The organism is Klebsiella sp. X13 (assembly GCF_003323835.1).
GTDB classification, from domain to species: domain Bacteria; phylum Pseudomonadota; class Gammaproteobacteria; order Enterobacterales; family Enterobacteriaceae; genus Klebsiella; species Klebsiella ornithinolytica.
Genome location: NZ_CP030874.1, coordinates 5,255,798 through 5,274,446 on the forward strand (window position 1 = coordinate 5,255,798; position 18,649 = coordinate 5,274,446).

At 55.3% G+C, this 18,649-nt stretch carries 16 protein-coding genes and 1 riboswitch; of the genes, 7 read left to right on the forward strand and 9 right to left on the reverse strand.

Features of this window, described 5'->3' with window-relative positions:
* Positions 1–62 precede the first annotated feature (62 nt).
* Positions 63–242, reverse strand: a riboswitch (cobalamin riboswitch).
* 115 nt (positions 243–357) lie between these two features.
* Positions 358–1,458 carry a tRNA (uridine(54)-C5)-methyltransferase TrmA gene (gene trmA / locus DSD31_RS25095; RefSeq protein ID WP_015585422.1) on the forward strand — a complete coding sequence of 367 codons (1,101 nt, stop codon included), beginning with the start codon at positions 358–360 and terminating at the stop codon, positions 1,456–1,458.
* 55 nt (positions 1,459–1,513) lie between these two features.
* Here trmA and DSD31_RS25100 read toward each other — a convergent pair whose 3' ends face one another.
* Together DSD31_RS25100 and fabR are read right to left on the reverse strand one after the other, a co-directional pair.
* Positions 1,514–1,873, reverse strand: coding sequence for a YijD family membrane protein (locus DSD31_RS25100; RefSeq protein ID WP_004869462.1), 360 nt, complete (start codon positions 1,871–1,873; stop codon positions 1,514–1,516).
* Positions 1,874–1,888: 15 nt separating this feature from the next.
* Positions 1,889–2,524 carry an HTH-type transcriptional repressor FabR gene (fabR, locus tag DSD31_RS25105; RefSeq protein WP_004869459.1) on the reverse strand — a complete coding sequence of 212 codons (636 nt, stop codon included), beginning with the start codon at positions 2,522–2,524 and terminating at the stop codon, positions 1,889–1,891.
* Between the two features lie 196 nt (positions 2,525–2,720).
* On the opposite strand from fabR, the gene sthA reads away from it, so the two are divergent.
* Positions 2,721–4,121: a Si-specific NAD(P)(+) transhydrogenase gene (sthA, locus tag DSD31_RS25110; protein ID WP_004869456.1), complete on the forward strand. Its 1,401-nt coding sequence runs from the start codon at positions 2,721–2,723 to the stop codon at positions 4,119–4,121.
* On the opposite strand, the gene oxyR is transcribed toward sthA, so the two are convergent.
* The 4 genes from oxyR to argC all read right to left on the reverse strand — a co-directional run bounded on the left by oxyR (position 4,104) and on the right by argC (position 8,562).
* A complete protein-coding gene (oxyR, locus tag DSD31_RS25115) occupies positions 4,104–5,021 on the reverse strand; it encodes a DNA-binding transcriptional regulator OxyR (protein WP_004869452.1) in 918 nt (305 codons plus the stop codon). The genes sthA and oxyR overlap by 18 nt on opposite strands.
* 276 nt (positions 5,022–5,297) lie before the next feature.
* Positions 5,298–6,671: an argininosuccinate lyase gene (gene argH, locus DSD31_RS25120; protein WP_015585423.1), complete on the reverse strand. Its 1,374-nt coding sequence runs from the start codon at positions 6,669–6,671 to the stop codon at positions 5,298–5,300.
* A gap of 103 nt (positions 6,672–6,774) precedes the next feature.
* Positions 6,775–7,551 (reverse strand): acetylglutamate kinase, encoded by a 777-nt coding sequence (argB, locus tag DSD31_RS25130; RefSeq protein WP_088402725.1) that lies wholly within the window; start codon positions 7,549–7,551, stop codon positions 6,775–6,777.
* A 6-nt stretch (positions 7,552–7,557) separates the two neighbouring features.
* Positions 7,558–8,562: an N-acetyl-gamma-glutamyl-phosphate reductase gene (argC, locus tag DSD31_RS25135; protein WP_071359060.1), complete on the reverse strand. Its 1,005-nt coding sequence runs from the start codon at positions 8,560–8,562 to the stop codon at positions 7,558–7,560.
* Between the two features lie 178 nt (positions 8,563–8,740).
* On the opposite strand from argC, the gene argE reads away from it, so the two are divergent.
* Positions 8,741–9,892 (forward strand): acetylornithine deacetylase, encoded by a 1,152-nt coding sequence (gene argE, locus DSD31_RS25140; RefSeq protein WP_004869442.1) that lies wholly within the window; start codon positions 8,741–8,743, stop codon positions 9,890–9,892.
* A gap of 255 nt (positions 9,893–10,147) precedes the next feature.
* On the forward strand, positions 10,148–12,799 hold the full coding sequence (gene ppc, locus DSD31_RS25145; protein WP_004869440.1) for a phosphoenolpyruvate carboxylase: 2,652 nt from the start codon (positions 10,148–10,150) through the stop codon (positions 12,797–12,799).
* A gap of 105 nt (positions 12,800–12,904) precedes the next feature.
* Here the strand turns inward: ppc and zinT are convergent, their stop codons facing one another.
* Entirely contained in the window at positions 12,905–13,555 is a 651-nt protein-coding gene (gene zinT, locus DSD31_RS25150) for a metal-binding protein ZinT (protein WP_015585425.1), read from the reverse strand.
* A gap of 151 nt (positions 13,556–13,706) precedes the next feature.
* Here zinT and DSD31_RS25155 point away from each other — a divergent pair, with 151 nt between their 5' ends.
* From DSD31_RS25155 to gldA, 3 genes are all read left to right on the forward strand, one after another.
* Positions 13,707–14,558 carry a helix-turn-helix transcriptional regulator gene (locus DSD31_RS25155; protein WP_004869432.1) on the forward strand — a complete coding sequence of 284 codons (852 nt, stop codon included), beginning with the start codon at positions 13,707–13,709 and terminating at the stop codon, positions 14,556–14,558.
* Between the two features lie 211 nt (positions 14,559–14,769).
* Entirely contained in the window at positions 14,770–15,432 is a 663-nt protein-coding gene (gene fsa, locus DSD31_RS25160; RefSeq protein ID WP_004869426.1) for a fructose-6-phosphate aldolase, read from the forward strand.
* A gap of 54 nt (positions 15,433–15,486) precedes the next feature.
* Positions 15,487–16,590, forward strand: coding sequence for a bifunctional L-1,2-propanediol dehydrogenase/glycerol dehydrogenase (gene gldA / locus DSD31_RS25165; RefSeq protein WP_032724973.1), 1,104 nt, complete (start codon positions 15,487–15,489; stop codon positions 16,588–16,590).
* Positions 16,591–16,620: 30 nt separating this feature from the next.
* Here the strand turns inward: gldA and metF are convergent, their stop codons facing one another.
* The gene (metF, locus tag DSD31_RS25170) at positions 16,621–17,511 is read right to left on the reverse strand and encodes a methylenetetrahydrofolate reductase (protein WP_113991364.1); all 891 of its coding nucleotides are present in this window, start codon (positions 17,509–17,511) and stop codon (positions 16,621–16,623) included.
* Between the two features lie 167 nt (positions 17,512–17,678).
* Positions 17,679–18,578, reverse strand: coding sequence for a LysR family transcriptional regulator (locus DSD31_RS25175; RefSeq protein WP_113991365.1), 900 nt, complete (start codon positions 18,576–18,578; stop codon positions 17,679–17,681).
* Between the last annotated feature and the right edge of the window lie 71 nt (positions 18,579–18,649).

The window sequence follows — 18,649 nt, forward strand, 5'->3', positions numbered from 1 at the left end:
AAGCATCCGTAACATATAAAGGATGCCGCTGGTTTCATCAGTAGCACGCGATGATAGAAACCAAATGCGACGTATTCCGGCAGGTCTTCGGGCTTGGGGCGTGTTATGGATGAGGACTTCCCACCTGACATCGGCAGTGTCTGCATAATGCGTTCATCCCACCTTCCTTACCGCTGCGCGTCAGCCCCAGATTTGCACTGGGTTCCCTTTTAACTCACAGGACCGGTTACACAATGCTATAATTAGAAACATATAGATGTCCAGACTTCTATAATTATATTTGATCCCTTCTCCGGGCTGGACATCCCCTACGCTTTCCCTACAATCCCCGCGTACTTATTTTATTCAGGATGCATCATGACCCCAGAACACCTTCCGACCGAACAATATGAAGCGCAGCTGGCAGAAAAAGTCGTCCGTCTGCAAAAAATGATGGTGCCTTTTGCCGCGCCGGTTCCGGAGGTGTTTCGTTCGCCGGTAAGTCATTATCGTATGCGTGCTGAATTCCGCCTGTGGCATGACGGTGACGACCTGTACCACATCATGTTCGATCAGCAGACGAAATCCCGGATTCGCGTCGATAGCTTCCCGGCGGCAAGTGAGCTCATCAATCAACTGATGGTCGAGATTCTTGACGGCGTGCGCGATAACCCGGTTCTGCGCCATAAATTGTTCCAGGTCGATTATCTGACGACCCTGAGCAACCAGGCCGTGGTATCGCTGCTGTACCACAAAAAACTCGACGATGAGTGGCGCCAGCAGGCCGAGATCCTGCGCGATGCGCTGCGCGCGAAAAACCTCAACGTGCATCTGATTGGCCGGGCCACCAAAACCAAAATCGAGCTCGATCAAGATTACATCGATGAGCGTCTGCCGGTTGCCGGTCGCGAAATGATCTACCGCCAGGTAGAAAACAGCTTCACTCAGCCGAATGCCGCCATGAATATCCAGATGCTGGAGTGGGCGCTGGACGCCACCAAAGAGGCGACGGGAGATTTACTGGAACTGTACTGCGGCAATGGTAACTTCTCGCTGGCCCTGGCGCGCAACTTCGATCGCGTACTGGCAACGGAAATCGCCAAACCGTCGGTCGCGGCAGCGCAGTACAACATTGCGGCTAACCATATTGATAACGTGCAGATTATCCGTATGTCGGCGGAAGAGTTTACGCAGGCCATGAACGGTGTCCGGGAGTTTAATCGTCTGCAGGGTATTGACCTGAAAAGCTATCAGTGTGAGACGATTTTTGTCGATCCGCCGCGCAGCGGGCTGGATAGTGAAACCGAGAAGATGGTGCAGGCGTACCCGCGTATTCTGTACATCTCCTGTAATCCGGAGACCCTGTGCCAGAATCTGGAAACCTTAAGCCAGACCCATGACGTCACGCGTCTGGCGCTGTTCGATCAGTTCCCGTACACCCATCATATGGAGTGCGGCGTCTTATTAACCCGCAAGTAGGCGATTTTTACAGAACCCGGCCCCACGATACTTGCCGGGTTCTGGCGTTAAGCGGTTACTCTGCCGCCGCATCCTTCCGGTTACGAATCCGGTAGCCGATCCAGAACACGGTAATCACCGACAGTACGGCCGGGAAGAAATTGGAGCCGATGTCCGGATATTCCGCGCGTACCACGGTGCTATACAGCAGAACGCCGAGAATAAAGCAGGCCGCCGCCAGGCCAGGCAGCCCCACGGGCATACTGCGGTTCTGGTAGCGCTGATGCAGACAGTAAACTGTCAGCAGCAAAGACAGAACCGGGAAGATGGAAAAGGGAACAATCGAGCTGAACAGCGCGGCGAAGGTTCCATTAATGGATAAACCAGCGATCAGCGCCAGCAACAGCGTACCTTTATCTTGAACTGAGTGTTTCATTGCTCGTCCTTCACGTTATTCGGAATGATTTGACATTTTTTCTTGTTCGCGGCGATACCAGTAATACGCGCCTTTCGAGATCATTCTGAGCTGCAGTACCAGTCGCTCTTCCAGCTGCCGACGCTGTTCAGGACTGACGTCCAGCGCCTCAGCGCCCGCGCTGAAAACGATAGTGACCATAGCTTCAGCCTGCGCTTCGGTAAAGGCGCGCGGCATATGGTTTTCGATTTCTAAATAATCGGCAAGTTCCGCGATGAAATGTTGAATTTCACGCGCCACGGCGGCACGAAACGCCGCGGATGTGCCAGAACGTTCCCGCAACAACAGACGGAAAGCGTTTGGGTTATTACCTATAAATTCCATGAATGTGGAGACAGAGGTGCGAATCACGCTGCCGCCTTTGGCGATACGCTGCCGCGCCTGACGCATCAGCTGACGTAGCATGAGCCCGCTCTCGTCGACCATCGTCAGACCGAGTTCGTCAACATCGCGAAAATGGCGATAAAAGGACGTTGGTGCAATCCCCGCCTCGCGCGCAACTTCGCGCAAACTCAAGCTGGCGAAACTCCGCTCAGCGCTCAGCTGGCTGAATGCGGCCTCGACCAGCGAACGTCGGGTTTTCTCTTTTTGTAGCGCTCTTACGCCCATCACGATGTCTGAATCCTTCCAATAGACCTGTTGGCACTATACCAGAGATTAAAACTAATCGGTTTAGCCAGGTTTGTGAATGATTGTTTACGAGCCGAATCTGCTTTTATGCCGCAAAAAAGCACAACGATAATTGGGTTAAAGCCCGGCGAATGTTATCATCGTGTTTATTTTATGTATAAAACAGGTGAGTAATGCCATGTCACACTCTTGGGATTATGATGCAATAGTGATTGGTTCCGGCCCTGGCGGTGAAGGTGCTGCGATGGGACTGGTTAAACAGGGAGCGCGTGTCGCCGTTATTGAGCGCTATCATAACGTCGGCGGCGGCTGTACCCACTGGGGTACCATCCCGTCGAAAGCCCTCCGCCATGCCGTCAGTCGTATTATCGAGTTTAACCAAAACCCTCTCTACAGCGACCATTCCCGTCTTCTTCGTTCTTCCTTCGCCGACATTCTTAACCATGCCGACAGCGTCATTAACCAGCAGACCCATATGCGTCAGGGTTTCTATGAGCGCAACCACTGCGAAATATTGCAGGGCAACGCGCACTTTGTTGATGAACACACGCTCGCCCTGGAATGTCACGACGGCACCGTCGAAACGATCACCGCGGAGAAATTCGTCATCGCCTGCGGCTCCCGTCCGTATCATCCGGCTGATGTCGACTTTTCCCACCCGCGCCTTTACGACAGCGATTCTATTCTCAGCCTGCAGCACGAGCCCCGCCACGTCATTATCTATGGTGCCGGGGTGATTGGCTGTGAGTACGCGTCCATTTTCCGCGGTATGGAAGTCAAAGTGGACCTGATAAATACCCGCGATCGTCTGCTGGCATTCCTCGATCAGGAGATGTCCGACTCCCTCTCCTACCACTTCTGGAACAGCGGTGTGGTTATTCGCCACAACGAAGAGTACGAGAAGATTGAAGGCGTTGATGACGGCGTGATCATGCATTTGAAATCGGGTAAAAAACTAAAAGCAGATTGCCTGCTGTACGCCAACGGGCGTACCGGTAACACCGATTCCCTGGCACTGGAAAATATTGGTCTGAAAACCGATAGCCGCGGTCAGCTCAAGGTCAACAGCATGTATCAGACCGCGCTGCCGCATATCTATGCCGTAGGCGACGTCATCGGTTATCCAAGTCTGGCATCAGCCGCTTACGATCAGGGTCGCATCGCCGCGCAGGCGCTGATTAAAGGTGAGGCTTCTGCCCATCTGATCGAGGATATCCCCACCGGCATCTATACCATCCCGGAAATCAGCTCCGTCGGTAAAACCGAGCAGCAGCTGACCGCCATGAAGGTACCGTACGAAGTGGGCCGCGCGCAGTTTAAACATCTGGCACGGGCGCAAATCGTCGGCATGAGCGTGGGCACGCTGAAGATCCTGTTCCATCGGGAAACGAAAGAGATCCTTGGGATTCATTGCTTTGGCGAGCGCGCGGCCGAGATTATTCATATCGGCCAGGCGATTATGGAGCAAAAAGGTGGTGGCAACACCATTGAGTACTTCGTCAACACCACCTTTAACTACCCGACCATGGCGGAAGCCTATCGGGTTGCCGCGCTAAACGGCTTAAACCGCCTGTTTTAACGCTTTGTCGAAATGGCCATCCATGGTGCTGCGGATGGCCTCCGCCAGATGTTCGTAGCGGCTGCGCAGCGGGGAACCGGGGCGGTAAACCAACCCGATCGTTCGTCTCGGTTCCGGCTTAATGCACGGAATATAGACCACGCCATCGCGTTTTCTCTCCTGCGGCACCGCTAACGCCGGCAGCAGCGTGATCCCGCTGCCTGCGGCCACCATGTTACGCAGCGTTTCGAGACTGGTCGCGCGGAAATGCGTATCTTCATCCGCACCGGCCTCAAAACAGAACCCCATCGCCTGATCGCGCAGGCAGTGGCCATCTTCCAGCATCAGCAGCTTCTCCCCGGCCAAATCGGACATCGGCACGCGATCGCGATTTGCCCACGGGTGATCTTCGTAGATTGCCAGCATCATCGGCTCGTCAAACAGCGGCACCTCGATAAAGGCCTCGCTCTCTTTCACCAGCGCGAGGATCGCGCAGTCCAGCTTGCCGCTGTCCAGCTGGGCCAGCAGCTGATGCGTTTGGGCTTCATGCAGGTACATTTCCAGCTTGGGAAACGTCTGGTGCAGCATCGGTATGATTTGTGGCAACAGGTAAGGGCCAATGGTCGGAATCAGGCCAATATGCAGCGGCCCGGACATGGTCTCACCCTGTTGACTTGCCATTTCCTTGAGCACTTTGACTTCGCGTAACACGGTACGCGCCTGATCCACCAGCAACAGTCCGGCCTGGGTAAACAGAACCTTACGGCTGGTGCGCTCCAGCAACATGACCCCAAGTTCATCCTCCAGCTTGCGGATTTGTCCGCTAAGCGTGGGTTGGCTGACGTGGCAGGAGTCCGCCGCGCGCCGGAAGTGGCGGTGCTCGGCTAGCGCAACCAGGTATTCAAGATCGCGAATATTCATTATTCATCCTCCGTCGCCATGATAGTTCATGGCGATAGATAGCATAGCAACGAACGATTATCCCTATCAAGTTTTCTGTTCAATAATAAACCCAGAAACGAGGCAAAAGTCAGAAAATCACGACATTGCCTCAGCATATTCCCTGACCAGATAACTAAAGCCAACGTGAACTTTTGCGGACCTTGTGTCCGCTTTTTTTTGCATAAAAAAGCCCGGACATAGCCCGAGCCTCTTTTCTCACTCATCCCACTGGAATCATTCAGGGGCGGCGAGGATTTACACCAGACGCTGTTTCGCGTCAGCAATCGCCTGGGCAACCTGCTTCGGCGAGACGCCGCCTTTTGCCGAGCGCTTATCCAGACAAGACTGCAGCGACAGAATCGGATAGACATCGTCGGCAATCACGCTGCTAAACTTCTGCAGGTCGGCCAGCGCCAGATCTTCCAGCGGTTTGCCCTGGGCGATCGCTTCAACAACCGCTTCCCCGACGATATGGTGCGCTTCACGGAACGGTACGCCTTTCGCAACCAGATAATCCGCCAGTTCGGTCGCATTTGCGTAGCCCTGCTGCGCCGCCTCTTCACAACGCGGACGCTTGACCTGAATACCATCCAGCACCAGCGTCGCCATATGCAGGCAGTCAAGCCAGGTATCGAGCGCGTCGAACAGCCCTTCTTTGTCTTCCTGCATATCTTTATTGTAGGCCAGCGGCAAACCTTTCAAAGTCATCATCATTCCAGTCAGGGCACCCTGAACACGGCCACATTTTCCGCGGATAAGTTCGAGCGCATCCGGATTCTTTTTCTGTGGCATCAGCGAGGAACCGGAGGTAACGCGATCGGATAATTCAATAAAACCGGCTTCGCCCGTATTAAAGAAAATCAGATCTTCGGCGAAACGTGACAGGTGAACCATGCCAATCGACGCATCGGAGAGCAGCTCCAGTACGTGGTCACGGTCAGAAACGCTGTCCAGGCTATTGCGGGTCGCCGAAGCAAAACCCAGCCAGTCAGCCAGCTGCTCGCGATCGATATCATAGGCGGTACCCGCCAGCGCACCGCAGCCCAGAGGGCTGACGTCCAGACGCTTAAGGGTATCCTGCAGGCGGCTTTCATCCCGCGCCAGCATCTCAACGTAGGCCAGGCACCAGTGGGCGAACGTCACCGGCTGCGCACGCTGCAGGTGGGTATAACCCGGCATAACGGCATCCTGGTTGTTCTGCGCCGTATCCACCAGCGCGCTTTGCAGCTGGCGGTTCGCAGAGAGTAGCTCCGCAACAGTATCTTTACACCACAGCTTCAGGTCGGTTGCGACCTGATCGTTACGGCTCCGCCCGGTATGCAATTTTTTACCCAGCTGGCCCACTTTGTCGATCAGTTTACCTTCCACCCAGCTGTGGATATCTTCCGCATCGCTTGCAAGAATTTGCTGCGGATTCGCCCGCACCTCTTCCAGCAGCACGCTGAGCGCCTCTTCCAGCTGCTGCTGCTCAGCGGCACTCAGAACGCCCACCGTCACCAGCGCTTTAGACCAGGCAACAGAGCCAACGATATCCTGCTCCGCCAGGCGATAGTCGAAGCGCAAAGAGTCGTTGAACTGCTTGAACCGCTGATCTGCTGCCTGAGTAAAACGCCCGCCCCAAAGTGCCATAACCATTTTCCTTAAATTCGTTTAGTTCTGCCGGGTGACGCTTCGCTAACCCGACCTACAGTCTTGTAGGCCCGGCCAGCAATACGCCGCCGGGCATGAAATATTAAGCCAGAATACGCGTGCCGATAGGCGTGCCATTAAATAATGCCGGCAGCTGTTCCGCGTGACGCCAGGAGGCGATATCCACCGGGCGTCCCAGCGCGCGCGCCGCATCCAGCGCGGCATTCACCTTGACGATCATGCCGTCAGTGATAATGCCTTGTTCGATCAGCTGCTCCGCCTTCGCCGCGGTCATCTCCGCGATGCGCTGGCCTTTACCATCGAGAATACCGCTGACATCGGAAAGCAGAATCAGATCCGCGCCGAGGGTCGCCGCCAGCGCAGTGGCCGCCTGGTCAGCATTCACGTTCATCAGCTCTCCTTCATCGGTCACGCCGATCGAACTGACTACCGGCAGGTAGCCGCCGGCCAGCAGGGTGTTAATCAGCGCCGGCGATCCCGGCTGCGCCAGGCCAACGTGGCCCAGATCTTCATCAAGCTGAGTGACCTTCACGCTATCACCATCGCCAAGGAACAGGCCAACGGACATAATATGGTGTTTCTTCGCCCATGCCAGCAGCGTCTTATTCGCGGTTCCCGCCAGCGCACCGGTAATAATGTCGATCTGATCCGCAGGCGTCACCCGCAGACCGTTTTTCTTGTTCACCGGCAGGTTGAGCTGCTTCATCAGCTCATCCACCACACAGCCGCCGCCGTGAACAATAACCAGCGGGCGATGATGCGTTTCACGATAATTGACCAGCGCGGTAAACAGACGCTCCAGCGCTTCTTCGCTGTCGAGTAAAACGCCGCCGAGTTTGATAATTAATGGGTTCATCATCACACCTTAAATAAGAGACTGCGTTTCAGCGAAGCCGAAACGAATATTCGCGCACTGTACTGCCTGTGCTGCCGCGCCTTTCAGCAGGTTATCTTCCGCCGCCACCACGATGATATGCTGGTCCTGAACCGCAAAACCGATATCACAGAATGGCAGACCTACGACGTTTTTCAATGCGGGCACGCCTTTATCGTATAAACGTACCAATGGCTTATCGGCATACGCCTGCTGGAACACACCGGCAACCTGCTCTTTGCTGACGCCCGGCTTCAGGCGGCAGGTAATGGTTTCCAGAATCCCACGTTTAAAGTTGCCGAGATGAGGCGTAAAAATCACCTCTGCGCCAAGATGGGTCGAGATTTCCGGGTGGTGACGATGGTTGAACACGCCATACGGCTGCAGACTGACTTCACAGAAGCTATTGCCGATGGCCGCTTTACGTCCCGCACCGCTGACGCCGCTGGTGGCGTTGATCACCGGCCACTGGGTAAGATCCAGCAGGTCCGCATCGATCAACGGCTTCAGCGACAGCTGAGCCGCCGTTGGATAGCAGCCCGGTACGGCGACCAGATTCGCCTCTTTCAGTTTGTCGACGCTCCACTCTGCCAGGCCATATACCGCCTGCTCAAGCAGGGCCGGATGCTGATGAGTAAAGCCGTAATATTTTTCGTAGAACGCACCGTCATTTACGCGGAAGGCGCCGGATAAGTCGAACACCACGCAGCCTGCGGCAAGGAACTGCGGCGCCAGGTCGTGGCTCACTTCATGGGCGGTAGCGAGGAAGACGACATCCACCCCGGCGCTAAATTCGCTGATATCTGACATCGGCTGCAGCGGTAAATCCACAATGCCTTTCAGCTGCGGATGCAAATCGGAAATTAATTTCCCTGCATCATTGCTTTGCGCGGAGACCGTCAAAGCGGTTATGGTCATATGAGGATGGCGATTTACATAGGTCACTAGCTCTGCGCCGGCATAACCGCTGGCACCCACAATCAGCGTCTTCAACATCGGGGCTCTTCACCTTCTTACGTCATATTTGTCCAGGAAGCATTTCTCTTCCTCACCCTGTTAAGCCGTAAGCACTTTCCCTACATTTTATGGGTTTTCTTACGCTCAACGATAATGTATTTTTATTCACTAATACTGCATGAATATTGATACTATCATGACCCGAGGTGTGTCAACAATGAAAAACAATTTACCACCCTTTATCGAGATTTACCGCGCATTGATCGCCACACCTTCCATCAGCGCAACCGAAGAGGCGCTGGATCAAAGTAATGAGACTTTAATCAATTTACTCGCCGGCTGGTTCCGCGAAATCGGCTTCAATGTCGAAGTGCAGCCGGTGCCAGATACGCGCAACAAATTCAATATGCTGGCCAGTACCGGCCACGGCGCTGGCGGCCTGCTTCTCGCCGGCCATACGGATACCGTTCCCTTTGATGACGGCCGCTGGACCCGCGATCCTTTCACCCTCACCGAGCACGAAAACAAGCTGTACGGCCTCGGCACCGCCGACATGAAAGGCTTTTTTGCCTTTATTCTTGATGCACTGCGCGATGTCGATGTCAGTAAGCTGAAAAAGCCGCTCTACATCCTGGCTACCGCCGATGAAGAGACCAGCATGGCCGGCGCCCGTTACTTTGCCGAAACGACCCTGCTACGCCCGGATTGCGCCATCATCGGCGAACCAACCTCTCTGCAGCCGGTACGCGCGCACAAAGGCCATATGTCCAACGCCATCCGTATCCAGGGGCAGTCCGGCCACTCCAGCGATCCGGCGCGCGGCGTCAACGCCATTGAGCTGATGCACGATGCCATTGGTCGCATCATGCAGCTGCGCGACTCGCTGAAAGAGCGCTATCACTACGATGCCTTCACCGTACCCTATCCGACGCTCAACCTCGGGGCTATCCATGGCGGCGACGCGTCAAACCGAATCTGCGCCTGCTGCGAGCTGCATATGGATATTCGCCCGCTTCCGGGCATGACGCTCAACGATCTCAACGGACTGCTGGATGAAGCGCTGGCACCGGTTAGCGAACGCTGGCCGGGTCGCCTGACCGTCTCCGAGCTGCATCCGCCGATTCCGGGTTACGAATGCCCACCGGACCACCGGCTGGTCCAGGTCGTTGAAAAGCTACTCGGCGCACAAACTGAAGTCGTGAACTACTGCACCGAAGCGCCGTTTATTCAGACGCTCTGCCCGACGCTGGTTTTAGGTCCAGGCTCTATTAATCAGGCCCACCAGCCGGATGAATATCTGGAAACCCGCTTTATCAAGCCGACCCGTGAGCTGATTACGCAGGTTGTCCACCATTTCTGCTGGCACTAAAAGCCAGTGGATCCCGCCCCTTTTCCTGGGGCGGGACGGTGATTCTGGTCACATTTCCATAAGCAACGCTTATCAAGCGACGTCTGAGTTAAATTTCGCAAATTGCCGCCATTTATTCGTTTGCTGAAGCGATTTCGCAACAATTGACGTGGGGGTTTTTACGTGGCTTTATAAAAGACGGCTGCTTATCCGCCGCTCAACGTTGCAGAGTGCCGGGTATAACAAAATAAAATGAGATGGGGTGTCTGGGGTAACATGAACGAACAATATTCCGCTTTGCGTAGTAATGTCAGTATGCTCGGTAAGGTGCTAGGCGATACCATCAAGGATGCACTGGGAGAGAACATTCTTGATCGTGTCGAAACTATCCGTAAATTGTCCAAGTCTTCTCGCGCCGGCAATGAAGCCAATCGCCAGGAATTGCTCACCACGCTGCAAAACTTGTCCAACGACGAGCTGCTGCCGGTCGCTCGCGCCTTCAGCCAGTTCCTGAACCTGGCGAATACGGCGGAGCAGTACCACAGTATTTCGCCAAACGGCGAAGCGGCCAGCAATCCGGAAGTGATTGCCCGCACCCTGAGAAAACTCAAAGACCAACCTCATCTCAACGAAGACACCATTAAAAAAGCGGTGGAGTCCCTGTCTCTGGAGCTGGTGTTAACCGCTCACCCCACCGAGATCACCCGCCGTACGCTGATCCACAAAATGGTGGAAGTGAACAACTGCCTGAAGCAGCTTGATAATAAAGATATCGCGGATTACGAACACCATCAGCTGATGCGCCGTCTGCGCCAGCTGATCGCCCAGTCATGGCATACGGATGAAATCCGTAAGTACCGCCCGACCCCGGTTGATGAAGCGAAATGGGGTTTTGCCGTTGTTGAAAACAGCCTGTGGGAAGGGGTACCAAACTACCTGCGCGAGCTGAATGAACAGCTGGAAGAGAACCTCAACTATCAGCTGCCGGTTGACTTTGTACCGGTGCGCTTCACCTCCTGGATGGGTGGTGACCGCGACGGTAACCCTAATGTGACCGCCGATATCACCCGTCAGGTGCTGCTGCTGAGCCGCTGGAAAGCCACCGACCTGTTCCTGAAAGATATTCAGCTGCTGATTTCCGAACTGTCGATGGTCGAATGTACCGACGAACTGCGGGAGCTGGCCGGTGCGGAAGGCGCGCAGGAACCGTATCGTTATCTGATGAAAAAACTGCGTACCCAGCTGATGGAAACCCAGGCCTGGCTGGAAGCTCGCTTGAAAGGACAGAAGCTGCCGAAACCTGTCGGCCTGATTACCCAGAACGAACAGCTGTGGGAACCGCTTTATGCCTGCTATAAGTCGCTACAGTCCTGCGGCATGGGCATTATCGCCAACGGCGAACTGCTCGATACCCTGCGCCGCGTGAAATCGTTCGGCGTACCGCTCGTGCGTATCGATATTCGTCAGGAAAGCACCCGCCATACCGAAGCGCTGGGGGAGATGACCCGCTATCTCGGCATCGGTGATTACGAAAGCTGGTCAGAAGCCGACAAACAGGCCTTCCTGATCCGCGAACTGAACTCCAAACGCCCGCTGCTGCCACGTCAGTGGGAGCCAAGCAATGAAACCCGCGAAGTGCTCGATACCTGCCGGGTGATCGCCGAAGCGCCGCACGGATCCATCGCCGCTTACGTGATCTCCATGGCGAAGACGCCATCCGATGTGCTGGCGGTTCACCTGCTGCTGAAAGAGTCCGGTATCGGCTTTGCTCTGCCGGTTGCGCCGCTGTTTGAAACCCTGGACGATCTGAACAACGCCAATGACGTCATGACCCAGCTGCTGAACATCGACTGGTATCGCGGCTTTATTCAGGGCAAACAGATGGTCATGATCGGCTACTCCGATTCGGCGAAAGATGCCGGCGTGATGGCCGCGTCCTGGGCGCAATACCAGGCGCAGGATGCGTTGATCAAAACCTGCGAAAAAGCCGGTATTGAACTGACGCTGTTCCACGGACGCGGCGGCTCTATCGGTCGCGGCGGCGCCCCGGCGCACGCGGCGCTGCTTTCTCAGCCTCCGGGAAGCCTGAAAGGCGGCCTGCGCGTGACGGAACAGGGCGAGATGATCCGCTTTAAATACGGTCTGCCGGAAGTCACCATCAGCAGTCTGTCGCTGTACACCAGCGCAGTCCTGGAGGCCAACCTGCTGCCGCCGCCGGAACCCAAACCGGAATGGCGTCACATCATGGCCGAGCTGTCGGACATCTCTTGTGACATGTATCGTGGCTACGTGCGTGAAAATAAAGACTTTGTCCCTTATTTCCGCTCCGCAACGCCGGAGCAGGAACTGGGCAAACTGCCGCTCGGCTCGCGTCCGGCAAAACGTCGCGCCACCGGTGGCGTCGAGTCCCTGCGCGCTATTCCATGGATTTTCGCCTGGACCCAGAACCGCCTGATGTTGCCGGCCTGGCTGGGCGCAGGTACCGCGCTGCAAAAAGTGGTAGAAGATGGCAAGCAGAGCGAGCTGGAAACCATGTGTCGCGACTGGCCGTTCTTCTCTACCCGTCTGGGCATGCTGGAAATGGTGTTCTCGAAGGCTGACCTGTGGCTGGCGGAATACTACGATCAGCGTCTGGTGAAACCGGAGCTATGGAAACTGGGCGCGGAGCTGCGTGAGCTGCTGTCCAACGGGATCAAAGTGGTGCTCGATATTGCAAACGACTCCCACCTGATGGCCGACCTGCCGTGGATCGCCGAATCTATCCAGCTGCGTAACATCTATACCGACCCGCTGAACGTCCTGCAGGCAGAACTGCTGCACCGTTCGCGTCTGGCGGAAGAAGAAGGTAAAGAGCCGGATCCGCGCGTCGAACAAGCGCTGATGGTCACCATCGCGGGCGTTGCCGCAGGTATGCGCAACACGGGCTAATTTATCAGCCGTTCCCGGTAAGACGATATTTACCGGGAAAAAACCGGATCGCGCCCGATCCGGTTACGCTTTCCCCGGTCCGCATCACGCGGCCGGGGATTTTTATTAATGGTGCAGCATTTCGTCGACAATCTGCTCTTTATGCAGAGCATAAGGATAATACGTCGGCCAGTTATCCATCTCTTTCAGTAGGGCCTCCTGCGAGTCATTGCCCATGAAGATATGGAAATGCTGTGATTTACGCGGTGCGATAATATGATCGCTGAACTGAACAAATTTCGGCGCTTTTGATTCCGCCTGCTGACATTCGAACAGGTAACGCACGCCTTTCTTGCCGGAAGCATAGGTCAGGATCTTATAGCCGGAATAGGTGTATTTACAGGCATTAACGGTTTTGCCAACGTGGAACTCCATCACGTTATCTTCGATCCCAATCTGGTCCACATCGGTGGCATACCCTTTCTTATAATATTCCCGATATTCCGCCACGCTCTTGCCGCCCGCTTTTTTGGCTTTTTGCTCCAGCACCGGATCCAAATCCCCCTTCAGCAGATACGGATTCACCGACTGCCAGATCCCATCCCAGTCGCTCAGCGCCCGATCTTTAACGTCGGCATCGGCAAAAATACCCTCGCTGGCCTTCACCTCCGCCTCCGTTAACGCGGGGCCATGGCTATGGTGGCCGTGAGCAAAGGTCTGAGCACTGGCTAACAGCATGCCAACCCCCAGCGCAAGGGCAGAAATCTTTTTGGTCATCACTCTCTCCTGAGTTAACATTTGCAATGATATGTTACGATATAACATATCATATATAATCTGCAATACGATTCCCCTTCATTACCCTCTGCTTTTACCCTTTCCACGCTGTCCGGTATGATAAAAATGTGGCGCCTTCTACGGAGCAAGAATGGATACCGATCTCAATCAACACATCGACGCGTTAATCAAAAGCCCGGCGACGATCCGGCAGATCCGATTTGCCACCGACAGCCGTCCGGCTTCCGGTAACGTGCAGAAGGCGGATTTTCCACGCCTCGACATCATGCTTGATGGGCAGCTTCACGATGCCGGTATCAAAGCCGATCCGCCCGTGCTGTCCCGGCACGACGTGCTGTTTATTCACGCCGGCGGATGGCATTCTCCCCGTTGGCAGTCGCCCTGTACCGTTCTGAGCATTGTGTTTGGCAAGCAGCAGTTAGAGCTCACCCTGACGCGCTGGAACGGCAGTATGTTGAATGTTGAGGAGAGGCTTCAGGTGCCGCGCCGCGGCCCCCGGACCGGCTCCTTCCTGCTCCAGGCGCTCAATGAGATGCAGATGCAACCGCAGGAACAACACACCGCGAGATACATCGTTATCAGCCTGCTGAGCCACTGCGCCGACCTGCTTGGTAGCCAGGTGCAAACCGCCTCCCGAAGTCAGGCGCTCTTTGAAGCGATCCGCAAATACATCGACGCTCGCTTTGCCGAACCGTTAACCCGCGAATCGGTGGCACAGGAATTTTATCTCTCGCCAAACTATCTCTCCCATCTGTTCCAGAAATGCGGGCCCATGGGGTTTAACGAGTATCTGAATCACATCCGACTTGAGCAGGCCCGAATGCTGTTAAAAGGCCACGACATGAAAATCAAAGATGTCGCTCACGCCTGCGGTTTTGTCGACAGCAACTATTTCTGCCGTCTGTTTCGCAAGAATACCGAGCGTTCTCCCTCCGAGTATCGCCGCCAGTATCACAGCCAGCTGACGGAGAAGCCGCGCTAAGCAGAAACTAGATTTTTGTAAGTAAGCCATCGCGTTTTTACGCTCGCCCTGCCCAGGTTCGCCAGATATAGCTGGAAAATGTGATCTAAATCATCCTTACCCGCAATGCGTACATTTATCCAGTTTTTGGCAAATTTGTCATCTGGCGACCCGCCGAGGAGAAGCCGTATCCTTACCTCAACATCACTGAATTGAGAATTGAGGAAAGGCTATGGAACTCTATCTGGACACCGCGAACGTAGCAGAAGTTGAACGTCTGGCACGAATCTATCCGCTGGCCGGAGTGACCACCAACCCGAGCATTATCGCCGCAGGCAAAACGCCGATCTGGGATGTTCTCCCGCGTCTGCAAAAGGCCATTGGAGCCGATGGAACGCTGTTTGCCCAGACGATGAGCCGCGATGCTGAGGGCATGGTGGCGGAAGCCAAACGGTTGAGTAATGCCGTTCCGGGCATCGTGGTTAAAATCCCGGTCACCGCTGAAGGCCTCGCCGCTATCAAATTACTGAAGAAAGAAGGCATCCCGACGCTGGGTACCGCGGTCTATAGCGCCGCGCAGGGGCTGCTGGCAGCGCTGGCGGGGGCAAAATATGTTGCCCCTTATGTCAACCGCGTCGATGCCCAGGGGGGTGACGGGATTCGCATGGTGCAGGAGCTGCAATCCCTGCTGGAACAGCACGCGCCGGGGAGCAAAGTGCTGGCCGCCAGCTTTAAAACTCCGCGTCAGGCGCTGGATTGCCTGCTGACCGGCTGTGAAGCTATCACCCTTCCCTTAGACGTAGCGCAACAAATGCTTGGCACCCCTGCGGTAGAGTCAGCCATAGAGAAGTTTGAGCAAGACTGGAATAACGCTTTTGGCAATCTGAACCTGTAACCCGATTGTCGCGTCGCCAGAGGGCGGCGCCACGATCAACCAGGAGGAATCGAAATGGATCGCATTATTCAATCCCCAGGCAAATATATTCAGGGTGCGAATGCTATCACCCGCCTTGGCAACTATCTCAAACCGCTGGCCGAACGCTGGCTCATTGTCGGCGACAAGTTTGTGCTGGGTTTTGCCGAAGAAAAGCTGCGTAAAAGCCTGACCGATGCGGGTCTGGCTGCTGAAATCGTGCCGTTTGGCGGTGAATGCTCGCATAATGAAATCAATCGCTTGCGTGAAATCGCCGGCGCTGCTCGCTGCAATGCCGTGCTGGGAATCGGCGGCGGAAAAACGCTGGATACCGCGAAAGCATTAGCCCACTTTATGAATCTTCCGGTAGTGATTGCCCCGACAATTGCCTCAACGGATGCCCCCTGCAGCGCCCTCTCCGTTATCTATACCGACGAAGGCGAGTTTGACAGCTATCTGATGCTGCCGCGCAACCCGAACATGGTGATTGTCGATACGCAAATTGTCGCCGGCGCTCCGCCGCGCCTGCTGGCAGCGGGCATCGGTGATGCGTTGGCCACCTGGTTTGAAGCCCGGGCCTGTTCACGCAGCGGCGCCACGACAATGGCCGGAGGCAAATGCACTCAGGCGGCGCTGGCGCTGGCTGAGCTGTGCTACAACACGCTGATTGAAGAAGGTGAAAAAGCGATGCTGGCGGCGGAGCAACATGTCGTCACGCCGGCGCTGGAGAAAGTTATCGAAGCCAACACCTATCTCAGCGGCGTTGGTTTCGAAAGCGGCGGACTGGCGGCAGCGCATGCGATCCATAACGGCCTTACCGCCATTCCGGACGCGCATCACTACTATCACGGTGAAAAGGTCGCCTTCGGGACACTGACGCAGCTGGTTCTGGAAAATGCCCCGGTGGAAGAGATTGAAACCGTCGCCGCGCTGTGTCACAGCGTCGGGCTGCCTCTCACCCTGGCTCAGCTGGATATTAAGGGCGATATTCCCGGCAAAATGCGTACCGTCGCGGAAGCGGCCTGCGCAGAGGGAGAAACTATCCACAATATGCCCGGCGGCGCGACCGCTGATGAAGTCTACGCCGCGCTACTGGTCGCCGATCAGTACGGCCAGCGTTTTCTGGACGAGTGGGAATAAAACAACATGGCCCTCGATGAGGGCCATTTTTTATACCGCCGGACGCACGCCCAGCGTATGGCAGATGGCGTAGCTCATCTCAGCACGGTTCAGCGTGTAGAAGTGGAAATCCTTCACCCCTTCACGGCTTAAAATCTTCACCATGTCCATGGCGATATTCGCCCCCACCAGCTGACGAGTTTCCGCATCGTTATCCAGCCCTTCAAACATTTTAGACATCCATACGGGAATACGGACGTTAGTCATGTCGGCAAACTTTTTCGCCTGTTTGAAGTTAGAAACCGGCAGGATGCCTGGAACAATTTCGACATCGATACCGGCGGACACGCAGCGATCGCGAAAGCGCAGATAGCTTTCCACATCAAAGAAGAACTGGGTAATCGCGCGGTTAGCACCCGCATCGACTTTACGCTTCAGGTTCAGCAGATCTGCCTGCGCGCTTTTGGCTTCCGGGTGAACTTCAGGATAGGCCGCAACGGAGATATCAAAATCCCCGACCTCTTTCAGCAGCGTCACCAGATCTGCGGCATACATATCAGGCTTACCGCTACCCGGCGGCAGATCGCCGCGCAGGGCAACGATGTGGCGAATACCGTTGTTCCAGTAGTCTTCGGCGATCGTGCGCAGTTCATCGCGGCTGGCGTCAATACAGGTCAGATGCGGCGCCGCTTCCAGACCGGTACGCTCCTTAATCCCCTTTATGATGCTATGAGTACGGTCGCGCTCGCCGGAGTTGGCGCCATAGGTCACCGAGACAAACTTTGGCTTCAGGCTGCTTAAGCGATCGATGGATTTCCACAAGGTTTGCTCCATTTCACTGGTGCGCGGCGGAAAGAATTCAAAGGACACATTAATCTGGCCCTGCACTTCTGCCAGGCTCTGATTCAGGGCTTCCCGCTGATTGGCGTGAAAAAAGCTCATACCTTACCTCATCAATCGCATTTTATTGTTTGTTGTGTTGCGAACTTCTATACGTTTAGACGTCCAGATGTAAAAATGACGGAAAAGAGAGCAGGCGTCAATAGAAAAATCAGCGTAAAGAGTGAGGAATATTCAGTGAAGATGAGATTAATTCATGCAACTCAACGCTAAGATAATGATTCCTCAATAAACGGCAGCAACCACGCGCGCAAAGCTTCATCTTCCGGTCGCGTCACTAATCCCAGCGACAAACGCAAGCGAGTCCCCTCCAGCGAATGAAATACCACCCCCTGACGCTGTATCGCGGCAAATGATGCCGGCAGCAAGATCATCCCTTCTCCGCGTGCGATACGTGCCAGCAGTACGTCATGCTCAGCGGGCTCCTCCACATACGCCGGCACGTAGCCAATACGCTCAAAAATGCGCCGGGTTGCGTCAAAAAAGGCCGGATTACGTTCGCGCCTGAACCAAAACAGCGGCCGATGATTCAGCTGTTCTAAGACCAGCCGGGAGATTGCGGATTCCGGCCATGACGCGGGTAGCGCCGCAATCAGCGGTTCATGATAGGGCAAAGGAGAAAGCGTTAACCCAGCGGCATCCAGCGGCAGCGCAATCAGCGCGGCGTCCAGCTTGCCTTTGCGCACCTGCTGAGCCAGGGCAGGCGAGGAGTGGCGAAGGAGGGAGAGCGCCCTGACCTGGCGACCCAACGCCGATTCCAGAGACGCAAAAATACCCTGTTCGAAGGCAGTCGTCAGCCCCAGACGTAAGGGCTGCTGCCGGTCATCGGACAGCTGCCCCAGCGCACTCAGCGTCGCCTCCTGCAGCGCCAGAAGCGGACGAATAAGCTCCAGCACCCGCTCACCCTCTGCGGTAAGAATCAGCCCTTTGGTATGGCGGACAAAAAGCGTCACGCCCAGCAACGTTTCCAGATGACGGATATGACGGCTCAGCGGCGGCTGCGAGATACACAACCGCTGCGCCGCCCGGCTGATATTATTCTCTTCCGCCACCACGGCAAAATAGCGCAGCAGGCGAATATCAAGAGTCTGTAAGCGTAAACTTGTCATACCTGAAAGGTATCACGAAAAGGGTATTACTCAAGTCCGATCAACGCCTCTAACCTTCTTCCCAACCCATC